Genomic DNA, 17205 nt, shown 5'->3' with positions numbered 1-17205 from the left:
CCGGCGCGATTGTGGAAATCCTGGCCTGCGCGGTGCGGAGCCCCCTGATTGACCTCCACTGTGCACGGAATCCCTCGTACCCTCCGCCTCTCGACCCCCTCCTTCCCCACCGCCCTCCATGTCCTTCCGCCCCTTGCGCCCCTTGCGCTCCCTTCGCCTCCCGTTGCTCCTCGCCGCCCTCACCGCGTGCGCCTCCCAGACGCCGCACCCGGCCGACCAGCGCCCTGCGACCGCGCCCCCCGCCATGGTCGCCGTCCCTCCCGACGCCGAGCAGCGGGAGACCGCGCAGGGCGAGCCCGCACAGGGCAGCAAGGTCCCCGTGAGCCGCGACGATCCCTCCTGGGGCAACCCCCTCGCCCCGGTCACCGTCGTCCTCTGGGGGGATTACGAGTGTCCTTTCACTGGCAAGCTCGCCCCCACCCTCCTCCAGCTCCAGGCCATCTACGGTCCCGACGAGCTGCGCATCGTCTGGAGGCACGACCCCCTCCCGTTCCACAAGAACGCCGCCCTCGCGCACATCGCCGCCGAGACCGTCTTCCGCATCGGCGGGCCCGCGGCCTTCTGGAAGTTCCACAACCTCGCCATGAGCAACCAGCGCGCGCTCACCCCCGAGAATTTCGAGGCCTGGGCCACCCAGGTCGACGTGCCGCTGCTCGCCTTCCGCGCCGGCATCCGACGACCCGAGCACGAAAGCAAGGTCGACCGCGACGTCGCTGAGGCCAGGCGCCTCGGCATCCTCGGCACCCCCGCCGCCTTGATCAACGGCGTCCTCCTCTCGGGCTTCCAGCCCCTCGATCGCTTCCGCGCCATCATCGACGAACAGCTCGACGAGGCCAGCGCCCTCCGGGCCCAGGGCGTCCCTCCGGCCCGCATCTACGCCCAGCTCTCCGACGCCCAGTTCGTCAACGCCGAGCCCGAAGCCGCGCACCCGGGCAAGGACGCCGCCGACACCACGCTCTGGAGCGTGCCCATCGACGGTTCCCCCATCCGCGGCAACCCGAACGCGCCCATCACCCTCGTCATGTTCGCGGGGTTCCAGTGCCCCTTCAGCGCGCGCGTCCTGCCGACCCTCGCAGCGCTCGACCAGCGCTACGGCGACAAGCTCCGCATCGTCTTCAAGCACGCCCCCCTCCCCTTTCACCAGCGCGCCATCCCGGCCGCGCAGTTCGCCCTCGAAGCGCAGGCCCAGAAGGGCGAAGCGGCTTTCTGGAAGGCCTTCGAACTCCTCTTCGAGAACCAGGAGCAGCTCGACGCCAAGGGCCTCGACGCCCACGCCAGAACCCTCGGCCTCGACGTCGCCGCCGTCCGGCGCGCCATCGCCACCGGCAAGCACAGCGCCCGCATCGAAGGCGACAAGGACCTCAGCGACGAGCTCGACGCCAGCGGCACCCCCCACTTCTTCATCAATGGCCGCCGCCTCGTCGGCGCTCAGCCCGAAGAAGCCTTCAAGGACCTCATCGACGAACTGCTCCCCCAGGCGCAAGCGCTGCTCGACGCCGGCATCCCGCCCGCGAAGCTCTACGACACCCTCCAGCTGGGCGTGAAGAAGGTCGCCTTCACGCGCATCCTCGCCCCCGCCGCGACCCGCACGCAGCCCGGCAAGGGTGCCCCCCTCGGCGCTCCGGTCACCATCCAGTTCTTCGGCGACCTCCAGTGCCCCTTCACCAAGCGCGTCCTGCCCACCCTCCAGCGGGTGCTCACCACGTACCCCGGCAAGGTTCGCCTCGTGTGGCGCCACCATCCCTTGCCCATGCACGACGAGGCTCCCCTCGCCGCGGCCGCATCGGTCGAAGCCTTCAAGCAGAAGGGCGACGCCGGCTTCTGGGCCTTCGTCGACCTCCTCATGGCGGACCAGTCGGCGCAGAACCTCGGTCGCCCCCAGCTCGAAAAGCACGCCGCCAGGGTCGGCCTCGACGTCGCCCGCTTCCGCGCCGCGCTCGACGCCGGCACCCATGAAGCCGCCGTCGACAGCGATCACCAGCTCGCCGCGCAGCTTCACATCTTCGGAACGCCCACCTTCGCGATCAACGACTACTACCTCTCTGGCGCCCAGGCGTTCACCACCTTCAAAAAGCGCATCGACAAAGCCCTCGGCCCCAAGGAGGCCATCGCCCCTGGCAGCATCCACGGCGAGCCGGCCCCCGCCCCGACACCTGCCCCCGCCCCCTCACCCCTCGCGCAGCTCGCCGCCGCCAAGGATGCCCTCGGCGCCAAGCACATCCTGGTCATGCACACCGGCTCCGTGCGCGCCCGGAACGACATCACCCGCACCAAGGCCGAAGCGCGTGCCCGCGCCGAGGCTGCCCTGAGGGCCGCGCGCGCCGGCACTGCCTTCGCCGACCTCGTAGCCCAGTACAGCGACGACGCCAGCTCCGCTCAGCGCGGCGGCGACCTCGGCCGCTTCGGTCGAGGCATGATGATGCGCGAGTTCGAGCAAGGCGTGGAGAGCCTCGGCGTCGGCCAGCTCGGCATCACCGAGACGCCCTTCGGCTTCCACATCATCCTGCGGACACACTGACTCCCGGCCACCCTGCGGCCCACGTACCCTCCGCCTCGACAACCCCTTCCCCAACGACGCCCATGCCCTTCCGACCCTCGCGCTCCCTTCGCCTTCCCTTGCTCCTCGCCACCCTCGCCCCCCTCGCCGCGTGCGCCCCCCAGACGCCGCCCCCGACCAGCCGGCGCCCGCCGACCGCGCTCACGGCCACGGTCGCCGTCCCGCCCGCCGTGGCGCAGCAGGAGATCGCGCAGGCCGAGCCCGAGCCGGGCGACAAGGTCCCCGTCCCCGTCGACGACCCTGCCTGGGGCAACCCCCTCGCTCCGGTCACCCTCGTCACCTGGGGGGACTACGAGTGCCCCTTCACCAGCAAGCTCGTCGCGACCCTCCTCCAGCTCCAGGCCATCTACGGCCCCGACACCCTGCGCATCGTCTGGCGGCACAACCCTCTCCCCTTCCACAAGAACGCCGTCCCCGCGCACGTCGCGGCCGAGACCGTCTTCCGCGTCGCTGGCCCCGACGCCTTCTGGCGGTTCCACCACCTCACCATGGCCAACCAGCGCACGCTCGCCCCCGAAAACTTCGACACCTGGGCCGCGCAAGCGGGCGCCCCGCTCCCCGCCTACCGCGCCGCCCTGGAACTCCGCGCGAACGCGAACAAGGTCGACCGCGACATGGCCGAAGCCAAGCGCCTCGGCATCACCGGCACCCCTGCCTCCTTGATCAACGGCGTCTTTCTCTCGGGCGCCCTGCCCCTCGATCGCTTCCGCACCGTCATCGACGAGCAGCTCGAAAAGGCCACCGCCCTCCGGTCCCAGGGCGTCCCTCCGACCCGCATCTACGCCCAGCTCTCCGACGCCCAGTACGTCTACCCCGAGCGTGCGGCCGCGCGCCCGACCAAGGAGGCCCCGGACACCACCGTCTGGAGCGTCCCCATCGACGGCTCCCCCATCCGCGGCAACCGGAACGCGCCGATCACCCTCGTCATGTTCGCAGAGTTCCAGTGCCCCTTCAGCGCGCGCGTCCTGCCGACCCTCGAAGCGCTCGAACAGCGCTACGGCGACAAGCTCCGCATCGTCTTCAAGCACACCCCCCTCCCCTTTCACCACCGCGCCATCCCGGCCTCGCAACTCGCCATCGAAGCCCAGGCCCAGAAGGGCGAAGCGGCCTTCTGGAAGGCCTTCAAGCTCCTCTTCGAGAACCAGAAGCAGCTCGAGGACAACGACCTCGACGCCCACGCCAGAACCCTCGGCCTCAACGTCGCGGCTGCCCGACGCGCCATCACCACCAGCAAGCACAAGGCCCGCATCGACGCCGACATGAACCTCGGCGAGGAACTCGCCGCCAGCGGCACCCCGCACTTCTTCGTCAACGGCCGCCGCCTCCTCGGCGCCCAGCCCGCGGAAGCCTTCACGGCCCTCATCGACGAGCTGCTCCCCCAGGCGCAAGCGCTGCTCGACGCCGGAACCCCGCCCGCGAAGCTCTACGACACCCTCCAGAAGGACGCGAAGAAGGTCACCCTCACGCGCATCCACGCGCCCGCCGCGACCCGCGCACAGCCGGGCAAAGGCGCCCCGCTCGGCGCCCCGGTCACCATCCAGTTCTTCGGCGACCTCCAGTGCCCCTTCACCAAGCGCGTCCTGCCCACGATCCAGGACGTGCTCACCGCCTACCCGGGCAAGGTCCGCGTCGTGTGGCGCCACCTCCCCCTCCCCTTCCACAAGGAGGCACCGCTCGCCGCCGCCGCATCCATGGAGGCCTTCAAGCAGAAGGGCGACGCTGGCTTCTGGGCCTTCCTCGATCGCCTCTGGCAAGACCAGTCCGCCCAGGGCCTCGGCCGCCCTCAGCTCGAACGGCACGCCGCCGCCGCCGGCCTCGACCTCCCCCGCTTCCGCGCCGCGCTCGACGCGGGCACCCACGACGCTGCCATCGCCCTCGACCAGCAGCTCGCCGAGCAGCTCCACCTCTCCGGCACGCCCGCCTTCGCGATCAACGACTACTACCTCTCCGGCGCCCAGCCGCTCGCCGCGTTCAAGAAGCGCATCGACAAAGCCCTCGGCCCCAAGGAGCCCATCGCCCCTGGCAGCATCCACGGCGAGGCGGCCCCTGCGCCTGCACCCGTACCCTCACCCGGCCCTTCACCCCTCGCGCAGCTCGCCGCCGCCAAGGACGCCCTCGGCGCCAAGCACATCCTCATCATGCACGTAGGCTCCATGCGCGGCCGCAACGACATCACCCGCACCAAGGCCGAAGCCCGCGCCCGCGCCGAGACCGCCCTCAAGGCCGCCCGCGCCGGCACCCCGTTCGCGGACCTCGTGACTCTGTACAGCGACGAACCCGGCGCCGACAAACGCGGCGGCGACCTCGGCCGCTTCGGCAAAGGCATGATGGTCCGCGAGTTCGAGCAAGGCGTGGAGAGCCTCGGCGTCGGCCAGCTCGGCATCACCGAGACCCCCTTCGGCTTCCACGTCATCCTGCGGACGCATTGAGACGTGCCGTCGCCGCTTCGGGCCTGACCTCGCCTACCCGCTCGCCGGCACGTCGCACGCTGCCACCGTCGCCTCCAGCGCAGCATCCAGCTCCCGCGGCTGCACCCCCAGCACCTCCCGGCACGACGTCGGATCCAGGAACAGCTCCCGCAGGAACAGGGACGGCAGCCCCGCCGTCTCCAGCCCGGGCTCCAGCCCCTTCACCCGGTACACGAGCCCTACCGGAGGCATCGCTGCGCGCAGCACCCCCGACGGCAACCGATGCGCCGACCGCGGTCGCCCCGTCACCCGTGCCAGCCGCTCCAGCAGCGCCCCCCAGCGCAGGTTCTCTTCCACCACCGGGTGACAGCCTCCCGCGGCCTCCCCGTCGCGTTCCAGCCCACCAGCGACCGCCTCCGCCACCTGCTCCACCGCCACCGCCGCCGTTCCCCCCTCTGGCGCCACGAGCGGCAGCCGCGACGCCGCGTAGGCCACCAGCGGCACCCACTGCGACCGCAGCCCGGACGCCGCCCCGAAGATGAACGGCAGCTCCAGCACCGTCACCCGCACCTCGCTGCCGGCCGCTTCCATCGCCGCCCGCACCTGCTCCACCCGGCTCCGGATGTACGGATGCCGCTCGGGCAGCTCCAGCTCGGGCCAGCGCCGCGTGAAGTGCGTGAAGTACGACCCCAGCACCACCACCCGCTTCACCCCTGCGGCGCGCCCCAGCGACACCAGCCGCACCACGGGCACCACGTTCGCGGCGTGCAGCACCGGGTAGGCTGGCGCTGGCACCAGCGTCCGGTCATCCACCCCGGCGGCGAACACCACCCCCTCGCCGCCGACCAGCAGGTCCGCCACCTCCCCGTCCGTGGCGTGCTGCGCGTCGAGCACCCGGTGCGTCACCCCTTCGGGCCACGCCGCCCGCACCGCCCGCCGCGTCACCGCGACCACCTCGTGCCCTCGCCGGACCAGCTCCTCGACCACATGCTGGCCAACGAATCCCCCCCCACCGACGACGACGATCCGCATCCTTCCAGACAAGGCCCCCCCCGGCGGAACTGCAAGCAGATCCGCTCTCCTCCCTCGTCAGCGGGACGCCGTGGTCAGCCGCGCATCGTTTCGATTGGACTCGTCCCGTGCCGACGGGACGCCGTGGTCAGCCGCGCATCGCCTTGATTGGACTCATCCGTGCGGCCTGCACCGCCGGCAAGAAGCCGCCGAAGAGACCCATCACCACCGCGATGGCCAAGGACCCCACCAGGATCCCTGGCGTCGGCTCGAACGTGAACACCATCTCCGAGAAGCTCGAGAAGTTCACCATCGAGAACCGCACCATGCCCATCGCCAGCGAGCCGAGCGCGCCGAGCCCGCCGCCGATCAGCGCCAGGACCGTCGATTCGAGCAGGAACGAGATCAGGATGCTGAACCGCGAGAACCCGAGCGCCCGCAAGGTCCCGATCTCCCGCTGACGGTTCGCGATCGACCCGTACATGGTGATCATCGCCCCGATCATCGCGCCGATCGAGAACAGGAACGCGATGCTGATCCCGAGGGCGCCGATGAACATGTTCATCCCCTCGGACTGCTTCTCGTAGTACTCGAGCTCGCGCTGCACCTCGAGGCCGAGCTGCTGGTTCTGCTCGATGGACGCCTTGAACCCGTCGAACTTCGTCGGCGAGATCAACCGCGCGCGCACCACGGACACCGACCCTTCGCGCCCGAACGCCGAGCCCACGGTGTGGACGTCGCCCCACACCTCGGACTCGAACGACGACCCCTCGTCCGAGAAGACGCCGACCACGGTCACCGGCCGGTTCTTCCGCAGCTCGAACTTCCCGCCCAGGGTCAGCCCCTCGAAGCGCCCCATGATCGCCTTGCCGACGATCACCTCGTCGCTCCCGGCTTGCGCCGGCCGGCCCTCGATCACCTTCACCGCCGGCCGGAACGCCATCACGTCGTCCGGCACCCCGCGCACCTGCACGTTCGACAGCCCGTCCGTGCCCAGCTTCTTCAGCAGGATCACCATGGCGATCTCGGCCACCCCGTCCGGCTTGCCGTCGCCGCGCTTCGCCACGTCGGCGTTGGCCAGGATCAGGTTGATCTGCTGCTCTTCGATGCTGCTCGCCAGCTCTGCGTCGGAGCCCTTGCGCAGCACGATGGCCACATCCGGCTGCCCCGACCGGCCCAGCGTCCGCTCGATGCTGTTCGCGAGCATCATCACCGATGCGAACACGAACACCACCAGACCCAGACCCGCGGCCGTCGCGGCGGTCGTCGCCTTCCGGACGGTCAGGTTCCTCAGGTTGTATGCGACCGGGATCATGCCACCCTCCGCAGCGCGTCCGTCACCGAGAGCTTCGCCGCCTGGTACGCAGGGATCAACGACGCCAGGAGCGACAGCCCGATCGCGAGCAGCACCGCCAGCACCATCGTCACCGGACCGATGCGGAAGTACGGGAACATCCCGCCCATGTTCTCTTCGAGGAACCGCCCGAACATCAGCTCCACGAGCGGGTACGAGATCGCGAGCCCCACGATGCCGGCCGCGACGCCCACGGTCAGCGCCTCACCCAGGATGAAGATCCGCACGTGCTTCGGCTGGAAGCCCACGGCCCGGAGCACACCGTACTCCCGCGTCCGCTCCCGGACCCCCATCGCGATCGTGTTCCCCAGGATCATCATCATGATCAGCAGGATGATCACCGACACCGCGTCGAGCGCCGACAGCATCGCCGAGAACATCGCCATGAACGACATGTTCATCGCCCGCTCGCTCATCGTCGCCGTCTGCACGTCCTTCTCGTCGAAGATCTTGTCGATCGCCGCGCTCACCTCGGCGCTCCGCGTCGGGTCGTCGAGCCGCGACGCGATCCAGGCGATCTGGTCGCGCTCCTTCTCCGGGATCGAGTCGTTCATGTACTCGTAGTGGAAGAAGAACTGCGACTGGTCGATCGACCGGCGCGTCGCCGTGTAGATCCCCGACACGTTGAACTGCCACTCCCCGGGGAAGATCGTCCCCGCGAGCGTCACCCGGTCGCCGATCTTGAGGCCCATCTTCTTCGCAAGCGCCGCGCCGACGATCGCCCCTTGCCGGTCCGCGAGCCAGCGGTCCTTGTCCTCGGCCGAGACCACCATCTCGTCGTACACGTCGAAGAGGGACTTCGACTCGACGGCCATGTTCGCGAAGAAGTTGTTCTTGTCCTTCGGGTCCACGCCGCCGAACCACTGCATGGCGCACACGTGCTTCACCCCGGGCACCTCCCGGATGGCGTCGGCGTAGCGCTTCGGCAGCGGCATGATCATCGAGATCTTGTGCCGCGTCGCGATGCGGTCCTTCGCCGCGAACTCGATCGCCGCGTTCCACGACGAGACCACCGTCTGGATGAACACGAACGCGAGCACCGCGACCGACGCCCCGAGCACCGTGAAGACGGTGCGGAACTTGTTGCGGAGAAGGTTCCGCGCCGCGATGGAGACCAGGTTCACGACAGGTTCCCCTTGTCGAGCCGGTGGGTGATGGTCGCCCGCTCCGCGGCTTGCGGATCGTGGGTCACCATCAGGATGGTCTTGTTGAACTCCTTGTTCAGCTTCTCCAGCAGGGCGAGGATCTCGTCCGCGCTCTTCCGGTCGAGATCACCGGTCGGCTCGTCGGCGACGATGATCTTCGGGTCGTTCACGATCGCCCGCGCGATCGCCACCCGCTGCTCCTGACCACCGGAGAGCTGGCGCGGGTAGTGGCCCATCCGCTCCTCCAGCCCCACCACCCGGAGCGCCGTCTGCGCCCGCTTCTTCCGCTCACCGCGCGACAGGTTCGTCAGCAGGAGCGGCAGCTCCACGTTCTCCACCGCCGTGAGCACCGGCATCAGGTTGTACGCCTGGAAGATGAACCCCATCGTCCGCGACCGGAACGTCGCCAGCGCGCCATCGCTCATCGTCGACAGCTCTTGTCCGGCGACCCGCGCGCTCCCCTTCGACGGCCGGTCCAGGCCCGCGATCAGGTTGAGGAGCGTCGACTTCCCCGACCCCGAGGGCCCCATCAGCGCCTCGTACGACCCCTCGGCGATGTCGAGATCGATGTTGTCGAGCACCACCACGGGCTCCTTCTCGCGGAAGTAGGTCTTCCCGACCCCGTGCAGCTCCACGATCGGCTTCTTCGCCGCCCCACTCTGCGCCTCGCTCATCAGCTCCCCTTTTCCTTCTCTTTGATCTTCTGACCGTCCGCGAGATCGGCCGAAGGATTCGACACGAGGCGCGTCCCGGGCGCCGGACCTTCGAGCAACTCGAACCCACCAGGCGCCGGACCGCCCAGCTTCACCGGGGACAGCTTCACCAGCCCCTGGTCCACCACGAACACCGCCTTCGCCCCCATCCGCTCCACGACCGCGCTCTCCGGCACCACCCGCTTCGGGGGTTCCTTCATCGCTTGCTCCGAGAGCGCTTCGCTCAGGAAGCTCACCCGTGCACTCATCTCCGGCAGCACGTTGGTGGTCGTGTCCGTGAACTTCACCTTCACCGGGACCGTCGCCTTCGCGCGGTTCACCCGCTTACCGATCTCCAGCGTCGTGCAGCGGTGCCGCTTCGACGGGTAAGCGTCGAGCACCACCTCACAAGGCTTTCCAGGCTCCACGAGGTGCAGCCGCGACTCGGGCACGTCGGTCTCCACGACCAGCGAGTCGAAGTCGGCGATCTCCAGCAGGAAAGGCCGCTCGAGGAAGATGCTCTCCCCCACCTGCGGCGGCTTGGTGATCACCGTCCCCTTGATGGGCGCCAGAATCCGCCGGTCCATGAGCCCGACCCGGAGGCTCTCCACCTCCGCCGCCTGCGCCCGCACCTCGGCCTCCGACGCCTTCGCCGCCTCTTCCAGGGCCCGCAAGCGCGCCGACATGTCCTCCAAGGTGGCCCTGCCGGTCACGTTTCGCTCGACCAGCGCCCGCTCCCGCTCCACCTGCTGCTGGACCTCGGTCAAATTCGCCCGGGAAGCCGAGGCCCGCGCTCGGGCCGCCGCCACCCGCGCCTGCGCCGAGTTGATCGCGCTGCGCTGGTCCAGGTCGTCGAGTTCCGCAATCAAATCGCCCGCTTTGACGACATCCCCCTCCTCCACGAAGACCTTGGACACCCGCCCGGGGATCCTCGACCCCACGCGCGAGCTGACCTGCGGCACCACGTAGCCGGTCGACGTCACCGTCACCGAGGCCTGCGCCGGCGAGACCAGCGCCACCTCCGTAATGGCGATCTCTGTTTTGAATATTGCACTTTGCGCCCGGGGAACTGCGTAGACACCGATCCCGGCCACCGCCCCGAGCCCCACCAGCACGATCAACAGCGTGGTGAGGGGGTTGCGACGATCCGGGTCGACTTCCCGCTGAATCCTGAGCGACGCCAGATCCGAGCTGAGCTGATCGGACATCGCGGCGGCGTCTACCATTTTGCCACAGCAGCACCAACCATTCCGTTCAGTAAAATCCTCACGTCACGTGACGTTCCACTGAGTTTCACCAAAGGAGGAAATCCAGAGCCCTGTCCCCACAAGGGAAACGCGACGTTGGCTCAACCTGGCATGTCACGACCCGAGGTCCATGTTGGCGGGATCGCCTGCACCGAAGGCGTAAGATGACAACGACTGTCAGGATGGCGGCGCCCCTTGACATGCGCACATGCAGCATATGTACACGCGCCCGTGACGGCGCACGCTCCTGCTCACGCAGCGCTCTGGATCACCGCGGGTGACGTCGGCTCATAGCGACACCGCAGCGCCATGAATGACGCGCCTCCGAGCCTCTCCATGTTCGGGCCTCTCTATGCCGGAACGGATTCGACGCCGCGGCAACGTCCACATGCCGAAACGGATTCGACGCCGCGGCGGCAGCCACACGCCGTCACGGCAGGAGGACGCGCAATCGAAGGATTCGACCCGCAAAACCGCGACGAACGGGCATGAGGCTCCGGAGCGCCATGACGCCCCGGAGCACGTGCCCCTGCCGTGCGAATCAGGGCACCGTATCTCTGAAGGCGACGGCAGCACCGCGCAGCGCCGCGACCTGTGAATCCACCTGCGCTGGCGTCAGAATCGTGTCTTTGGCGAAGTACACCCAGTCCGTCTCCTGGAAATAAGCGCGACTGCTGCTCTGCGCCGTGTCGATCTGGTCGTACCAGACCTGGAAGGCGAGGAACTGGTTGGTCTCTGGAGCGAACATCGCCGCGTGGGTGAACTTCGGCGCGCCCCCGTCGATGAAGTAGACGATGCCGCTCGTGGAGACCTGCAAGACGAGCGTGTGCCATCCGTTGTGGCTCGCCGAGATCAGGTCCGAGCGCTTGTCCACGTTCTGCACCGAGCCAGCCGTCTCCCATGACGTCAGCCACATCGTCGCCACATTGCCTTGGCCCCAGCCGCCATTGGGCATGTATTCGAAGTCCTGCTCCGAATAATTCGGATCGGTGGCCGACGACGACGTCCACGGGGTGATCGTGAAGAAGGTCTCGATCGGCTTGTCCGCGTAGAAGCGGCTCCCGTGGAGCGGCGCATCGTTGAAGCGCATCCGGCTCGCGTAGGTCCCGAACCGGAACTTCCGGTCGTCGGAGATCACCTCGGCTTGCGACGTCCCCGCGCTCGTCCCGTTCGTGCTGCCTTGAAGCCGCATCAGCCGGTTCGATCCATTCGCGGGGTCGGTCACCATCGACACATTGGACGTCGACCATTGCGCGCCGCTGATCCCTGGCCCGCCCCCGCCGCTGCGCACGTTCCAGCGATTGAGGAAGTTCGCGTCCGTGTTGCCGGTGTACGTGAAGTCGTCGAAGAACTCCTGCGCCACGGTGACCGGGCCGCCCCCTGGCGGCGTCCCGCCCCGCACGCCTCCCGTGGGCGCCGAGCCGACGTCGTGCACCGTGATGCGACTCCAGGCGCCGAACGCCGTCTGGTTCGCGTACGAGTAATCGTTGGTCTCGTCGACGTTCACCCCGCCGAAGGTGATCCCCAGGTCGACCGGCAAGGTCGTCGCACCCGGCGCCAGGCTCCCTGCCCCGCTCGTGAATCCGATCTCCACGTACCGGTCCGCGCCCGACAGCGACACCGTGTGCACACTCGTCGTCAGGTTCGGGCAGGGCGAGCTACCCCACCACCAGCACGCCGAGTTCACCGTCGATGCGCCATCACGGGTGAACCAGTAGCGCACCACGATGCTGCTCAGCGGGATGGCCGAGGCCGTGTCGTTGCGCAGGCGAATGCCCGCCTCGATGATGCCGTCGTACGGCGCGGCAGCGTCGTAGTTCAGGTATTCGACCGTCAGGTCCGTCGGCCCCGCGGCGCTCGTCTTTGGCTGCGCCACCAGCCCTGGAATCAGCAGCGACACGACCGCCAGCGCACGCAGGGCGACACGCCCTCGCCTCCCGCCAGACCCCTGCCCGAGGGTCCCTGCGGAACGCTCGTTCACTCGCTCGAAACCCTCACTCACCTGCACCAGACGCTTGCTCACTCGCTCGAAACGCTCGTTCATGCCGTTCATCCCCTCGCCGTTTTCGGCCTCGCCACGCAGGCGAACGGGGGTGAGCGCCATGCTTCCGCCATTGAACGGTGCATTCACCGCCTTCACCTCACCCCCGCAATCCATGCAGGTCCGGCACTATGGACGAGAGCAATGGCTTTTCCAAGCAACACCCCCGATCGCGCGGCCGTTTCATCCCTGCATGTAGCCAGTGTCCCGGCAGCACCCGAGCAGGTGTGCGCCTCTGAATTCGTGAAGGGGCAAAGGCGAGCAACGCATACCCGCACGACGCTGCGAGGCGGGACGGGGGCTTGCGGATGGCCCCTTCGGGAACCACGGCTGCACTTGTGAACCCCGCCCGCTCCGCGACAGCTCCCCGCGTCCACCGGCGCTCCGCCGCCCCTCTCGCCGCCTTGCTCCTGTCGACCCTGGTCGCAGGGTGCAACCGGGACGAACAGGCGCTGGCCAGCGAGCGCTCCTCGTCCCCCTTCCGGCTCGAGCTACCCGGCCTCTCCCGCCTCTTCCCGGCCACCGCCACCGAGGTCGCGGTCCCGGGCGACTTGCCCGCCTTCGTCGTGCGCGGCGCGGACGGCGGCTGCCCTCGGATGGTGTTCCTCAGCGGCATGTGCTCGCACGGCCTCGGCTACATCCAGTCCTTCCAGGCGGCGGCCCGCGACCACGGCGGCGTCCTCGCGCTGCAAGGGGACACCGCGTGCAGCGCCGACGGCGCGTTCCGCAAGTACTCCTTCGACCTCGACAAGCAGGACGCCCGCATCCAGGCGGCCCTCGCCACGTGCGGCGGCAAGGCCGAGGACCTCGTGCTCGCGGGCTACTCGCAAGGCGCCTACGTGGCGGAGCGCCTCGCCGAGCGCTGGCCCGAGCGGTACACCCGGCTGGTGCTGATCGGCGCGCCCACCACCCCGTCGGCAGCGCGACTCCGGAAGCTGCGCGGCGCCGTGCTGGTGAGCGGCGAGCACGACGCGAAGTACCGGATGAAGGACGGGACGAAGGCCCTCGAGGCGGCCAAGGTCCCGGCGATGTACCTGGAGATGCCCGGCGCAGGCCACGGCCAGATGACCGAAGCCGAACGGACGATGGACGAAGCCCTCACCTGGCTCGACGAGCACGCGCGCGCGGCGCCTTGACCACGCCGGCCCAGCCCCGGTCCGCGTCACCGTCCGGCCCCCCATCCCCCGTCCCCCCTCGCTGCCTTGTCGTCCTCGGGATGACATCGACCCGTCCCCTTCACTGCCTTGTCGTCCTCGGGACGCCATCCACCCGTCCCCTTCACTGCCTTGTCGTCCTCGGGACCACAGCACGCCGTTCCCCCCTCGCTGCCTTGTCGTCCTCGGGACGCCATCCACCCGTCCCCTTCACTGCCTTGTCGTCCTCGGGACCACAGCACGCCGTTCCCCCTCGTTGCCTTGTCGTCCTCGGGACGCCATCCACCCGTTCCCCTCGTTGCCTTGTCGTCCTCGGGACGCCATCCACCCGTTTCCTCCTCGCTGTCGTGTCGTCCTCGGGACGCCATCGATCCGTTCTTCTCGCTGCCTTGTCATCCTCGGGACCACAGCACGCCGTCCCCCTCGCTCTCCCTTCATCGCCAGGAGCCGAGCACGCCGTTCATCCCCCCCTCCTCTCCCTTCCAGGGCTGGCCCTCCTCATCGCCCCCCTCGTCACCTCCGGTGTCCTCGGTTCGAGCTCCCGTCTCCTCGCTGCCCACGGAGACACGGGCGGCGCCACCGCCACCGTGGACCGAAACGATCTCCCAGAATTCTCGGAGACTTACGCTGCGTGGAGCGCGCCCGTCGCGCCGCGGCATCACGGCACCTTCCTCCACCTGGCCGCCGGTGCACCCTTCATTGCATTGGCCGAGCGACGCGCTGGCAATTCCATTCCGGCGCGAATCCAGTTCGTAACGCAATCAGCGTTCCACCGCTCGCGCGGGGGCAGGTGTCGAAATTCCGACAGCGCACACCCAGGACGTGGCCCAACGCATCTTGTATGCCGAAGCCACTGGCATGAAATGCAGGGGACGCCATTTACAACCTGCCAGACGCGGCTCACATTGGTGGCCCGTTGGATGACCCGGGCGGCGCGGCCCAGGGCACCATCCCCAACCTGGAGGAGCGAGCGGTGGCTGGTCCGACTGATCCCGACGTTGGCGAGATGCACATCGACGCCAGAGGCGTCTTACTCAAGGCGGTTCACGTGGAGAATCGCAGCAAGATTCTCAAGCTGAGGGGCGAGGCAGAGGAGGTGATGGAGGCCATCCTTCTCCTCACCCCGGACGACATCGCGCAAGCAGGTCTCCATCCCGACGATATCGACGACCTGCGCGCCCTCATTCTGGAACACCGTCGGGCAATGAGGTTCTTCAAGGCGGCCGAAAGGATGGCCGACAAGCTGCGGCAGACGACGCTCGCGCACGGGCACGAGATCGCCGGGCGCATCAGCGAGATCGCAGCGCAAGGGCAGCGGAGAGCGCGGCGCTCACCCGAGCGAAGCGGCATCCTCGACGCGCTGATGCCGCTCATTCGCTACCAGGCGGCGCCAGCGAAGCGAAGCTGGGTCACCCGGCTGAAGAACCAGGGGAGCCTCCCCGACGAGGCGCCGGAGAGCGCCATGCCGACGAGGGCCATGCCGACGAGGGAGGAAGAGGAGCCGCAGCCTGCGTCGCAGGTGGGCTGAAGCCGCTCCAGAAGATTCAGCAGACGCCGCCGACGAGGCGGTAGGGTCACCGACGGGCGCGACCGGGGGGGGACGTCTGTCGGTGACCCCTTTTTTTGTCGGGCGATCGCGGGACGCATGAGCGCAACGACCGCAGGCACGCCGACGGTTTCGTGCGGGTGGATGGGGGAGGTCGCGGCGCTCCCCTACGATGCCGATCATGAGGCATTCCACGCAGCGGCTCGGGAGCAAGCCGCTGGCGTGGGGTCCGCTGCGGACGGCGCTGAGCATGGCGCTGAGCATGGCGCTGAGCATGGCGCTGGTGACGCTGACGGGGTGCAGTCCTGCCATCGGCCCGAGGACGGCCGATCTGGTGCCAGCGGGAGGGTTCGGGGTGAGCGCGGGCGTCGCGGCGTGGTCGTTCGGGACGGGGTGGCTGGGCGCCGAGAACGAGGCGGCCAGGGGGCGCGCGCGGCGGGAGTCGACGGGCGGGATGGAGGTGCCGGAGGACGATGCGATCGTCGATACGGTCCTCTCGGTGGCGCTGCCGCTGGAGGTGGCGCTGCGCTACGGGCTGACGTCGTGGCTGGAGGCGGGGGCGTCGGTGGGGTTTCAGCGGGTGGGTGGGGAGGCGCGCATCGGGCTGGTCGACGAGGATCGGGGGCACCCGCTGTCGGTGACGCTCTCCGGCGGGGGGTACTACAGCGCCGTGGGTCAGGGGCCCTGGGGGCGCGTCGGGGTGGATGCGAGCATGCGGTTCGGGTCGCTGGCGCCGCTCGTGAATGTCTACGTGAGCCACGGGGCGAGTTCGCACAGCGCGATCGTCGATCAGCCAGGGGACGAGGATTGCCAGGAAGAGGCGCCGTTCATGCCGTGCGGTGTGCTGGTGTTCACGCGGTCGAACGAGACGCGGTTGTCGGCGGCGCTGGGGGTCGGGTTCAGCAAGAGCCCGGAGGTGGCGTTCACGTTCGGCGTGGTGCCGCATGTGGTGCTGGGGCACGCAAGCATCGGCGGGGAGCGGCTGGACCCGGGCCGGGCGGTGCTGCACGAGGCGGGCTTGCACGTGATGGTCGGGGTGCAAGCGCCGGGGTGGTGAAGCGCTCGAAGCGGGTTCCGGGGGCCGTCGATGGACGGTAGTCTGGCCCACGGAGGTGCTCGATGAGGTCGATCGCAGCAGGGATGGCCATCGCGCTGGTCTGCACGGGGTGCAACGGCTCGTCCAACGGAGGCAGCGCGACGTCGGGCGCTCTGATCGGGCTGCACTCGCTGGGCGTCAACGCCGGGTGGGAGCTGCGCGAGATGGCGCCGCTCACGGGGTCGTCGACGCTGATGGGGAGCCTGACGGGCGCCGATGGGGTGGGTTACGGCATCTCGGCCCTGGACCCGTTGAGCGGTCACATCTACCAGGTGGGACTCCAGGGAAGCGGGGATGCGCTGATCACCCTGGATGCGGCGACGGGGCAGGTGGTGCGGGTGGTGCCGCTCGACATCCGGGTCGCGTCGATCGAGGTGGATCCGCTCGGGCACGTGCTCGGGCTGCACTGGAACGGGTCGGAAGAAGAACTGCGGGCGATCGATCCGGTGACGGGGGCAAGCACGGTCATCTCGGTGGTGCCCGAACTGAACTGGCTGCGTCCGGGGATGAGCACGGCAGATCTCGGGGCGGGCATCTACTACCAGCTCGGGACCGAGGCGACGGACAAGGGGATCCGGCTGTTCGCGATCGACATGCTGACGGGCGCGTTGCTGCACAGTCCGCGGCTGGATGCGGACGTGGTGAACATCGAGGTCGACGGCGATGGTCGGGTGCTGGGGTTCTTCTGGACGGGTACGCGGGAGGAGCTGCGGGAGGTGAACCCGCAGACGGGCGCGACGACGTTCATCGCCGACATCCCGGGGATGGAGCTTCTCGAGCCGGGGGTGAGCGCGCTCGATCCCGTGGCGGGCACGATCTACCAGACCGGGAGCTCGTGGGCCGACAGCGAGCTGCGGCTGTTCACGCTCGACACGACGACGGGTGCGCTGCTCGGGTCTCCCGTGATGGACAGCCGGATGCTGAACATGGAGGTGGTGCTGGGGCCGTGAGGAT

12 protein-coding genes are annotated in these 17205 nt (G+C 69.0%); 6 read left to right on the top strand and 6 right to left on the bottom strand.

Features of this window, described 5'->3' with window-relative positions; genetic code table 11:
• Positions 1 to 118: 118 nt before the first annotated feature.
• Together CMC5_RS08470 and CMC5_RS08465 are read left to right on the top strand one after the other, a co-directional pair.
• Complete coding sequence (locus CMC5_RS08470) at positions 119 to 2518, top strand: DsbA family protein (protein WP_050429918.1); 2400 nt, start codon at positions 119 to 121, stop codon at positions 2516 to 2518.
• Positions 2519 to 2580: 62 nt separating this feature from the next.
• Entirely contained in the window at positions 2581 to 4986 is a 2406-nt protein-coding gene (locus CMC5_RS08465) for a DsbA family protein (RefSeq protein ID WP_050429917.1), read from the top strand.
• Between the two features lie 33 nt (positions 4987 to 5019).
• Here CMC5_RS08465 and CMC5_RS48385 read toward each other — a convergent pair whose 3' ends face one another.
• The 6 genes from CMC5_RS48385 to CMC5_RS08435 form a co-directional block, all read right to left on the bottom strand.
• Positions 5020 to 5997 (bottom strand): NAD-dependent epimerase/dehydratase family protein, encoded by a 978-nt coding sequence (locus tag CMC5_RS48385; protein WP_050429916.1) that lies wholly within the window; start codon positions 5995 to 5997, stop codon positions 5020 to 5022.
• Between the two features lie 127 nt (positions 5998 to 6124).
• Positions 6125 to 7291, bottom strand: a complete 1167-nt coding sequence (locus CMC5_RS08455; protein WP_050429915.1) for an ABC transporter permease — start codon at positions 7289 to 7291, stop codon at positions 6125 to 6127.
• Entirely contained in the window at positions 7288 to 8454 is a 1167-nt protein-coding gene (locus CMC5_RS08450) for an ABC transporter permease (protein ID WP_050429914.1), read from the bottom strand. Before CMC5_RS08450 ends, CMC5_RS08455 begins: the two co-directional genes overlap by 4 nt.
• Positions 8451 to 9149 carry an ABC transporter ATP-binding protein gene (locus CMC5_RS08445; RefSeq protein ID WP_050429913.1) on the bottom strand — a complete coding sequence of 233 codons (699 nt, stop codon included), beginning with the start codon at positions 9147 to 9149 and terminating at the stop codon, positions 8451 to 8453. Before CMC5_RS08445 ends, CMC5_RS08450 begins: the two co-directional genes overlap by 4 nt.
• Complete coding sequence (locus tag CMC5_RS08440) at positions 9149 to 10375, bottom strand: efflux RND transporter periplasmic adaptor subunit (protein WP_050429912.1); 1227 nt, start codon at positions 10373 to 10375, stop codon at positions 9149 to 9151. Before CMC5_RS08440 ends, CMC5_RS08445 begins: the two co-directional genes overlap by 1 nt.
• A 580-nt stretch (positions 10376 to 10955) precedes the next feature.
• On the bottom strand, positions 10956 to 12572 hold the full coding sequence (locus CMC5_RS08435; protein ID WP_245678354.1) for a cellulose binding domain-containing protein: 1617 nt from the start codon (positions 12570 to 12572) through the stop codon (positions 10956 to 10958).
• Positions 12573 to 12763: 191 nt separating this feature from the next.
• Between CMC5_RS08435 and CMC5_RS08430 the strand changes: the two genes are divergently transcribed.
• From CMC5_RS08430 to CMC5_RS08410, 4 genes are all read left to right on the top strand, one after another.
• Positions 12764 to 13591 (top strand): alpha/beta hydrolase, encoded by an 828-nt coding sequence (locus tag CMC5_RS08430; RefSeq protein WP_245678353.1) that lies wholly within the window; start codon positions 12764 to 12766, stop codon positions 13589 to 13591.
• 991 nt (positions 13592 to 14582) lie between these two features.
• Complete coding sequence (locus CMC5_RS08420; RefSeq protein ID WP_156338360.1) at positions 14583 to 15137, top strand: hypothetical protein; 555 nt, start codon at positions 14583 to 14585, stop codon at positions 15135 to 15137.
• Positions 15138 to 15336: 199 nt separating this feature from the next.
• On the top strand, positions 15337 to 16212 hold the full coding sequence (locus tag CMC5_RS08415; protein WP_156338358.1) for a hypothetical protein: 876 nt from the start codon (positions 15337 to 15339) through the stop codon (positions 16210 to 16212).
• A 62-nt stretch (positions 16213 to 16274) separates the two neighbouring features.
• A complete protein-coding gene (locus CMC5_RS08410; RefSeq protein ID WP_050429908.1) occupies positions 16275 to 17201 on the top strand; it encodes a zinc metalloprotease in 927 nt (308 codons plus the stop codon).
• Positions 17202 to 17205: the final 4 nt, after the last annotated feature.

Origin of the sequence: Chondromyces crocatus (genome assembly GCF_001189295.1) — a bacterium.
GTDB lineage: Bacteria > Myxococcota_A > Polyangia > Polyangiales > Polyangiaceae > Chondromyces > Chondromyces crocatus.
This window is presented reverse-complemented; position numbering and strand designations above follow the sequence as displayed.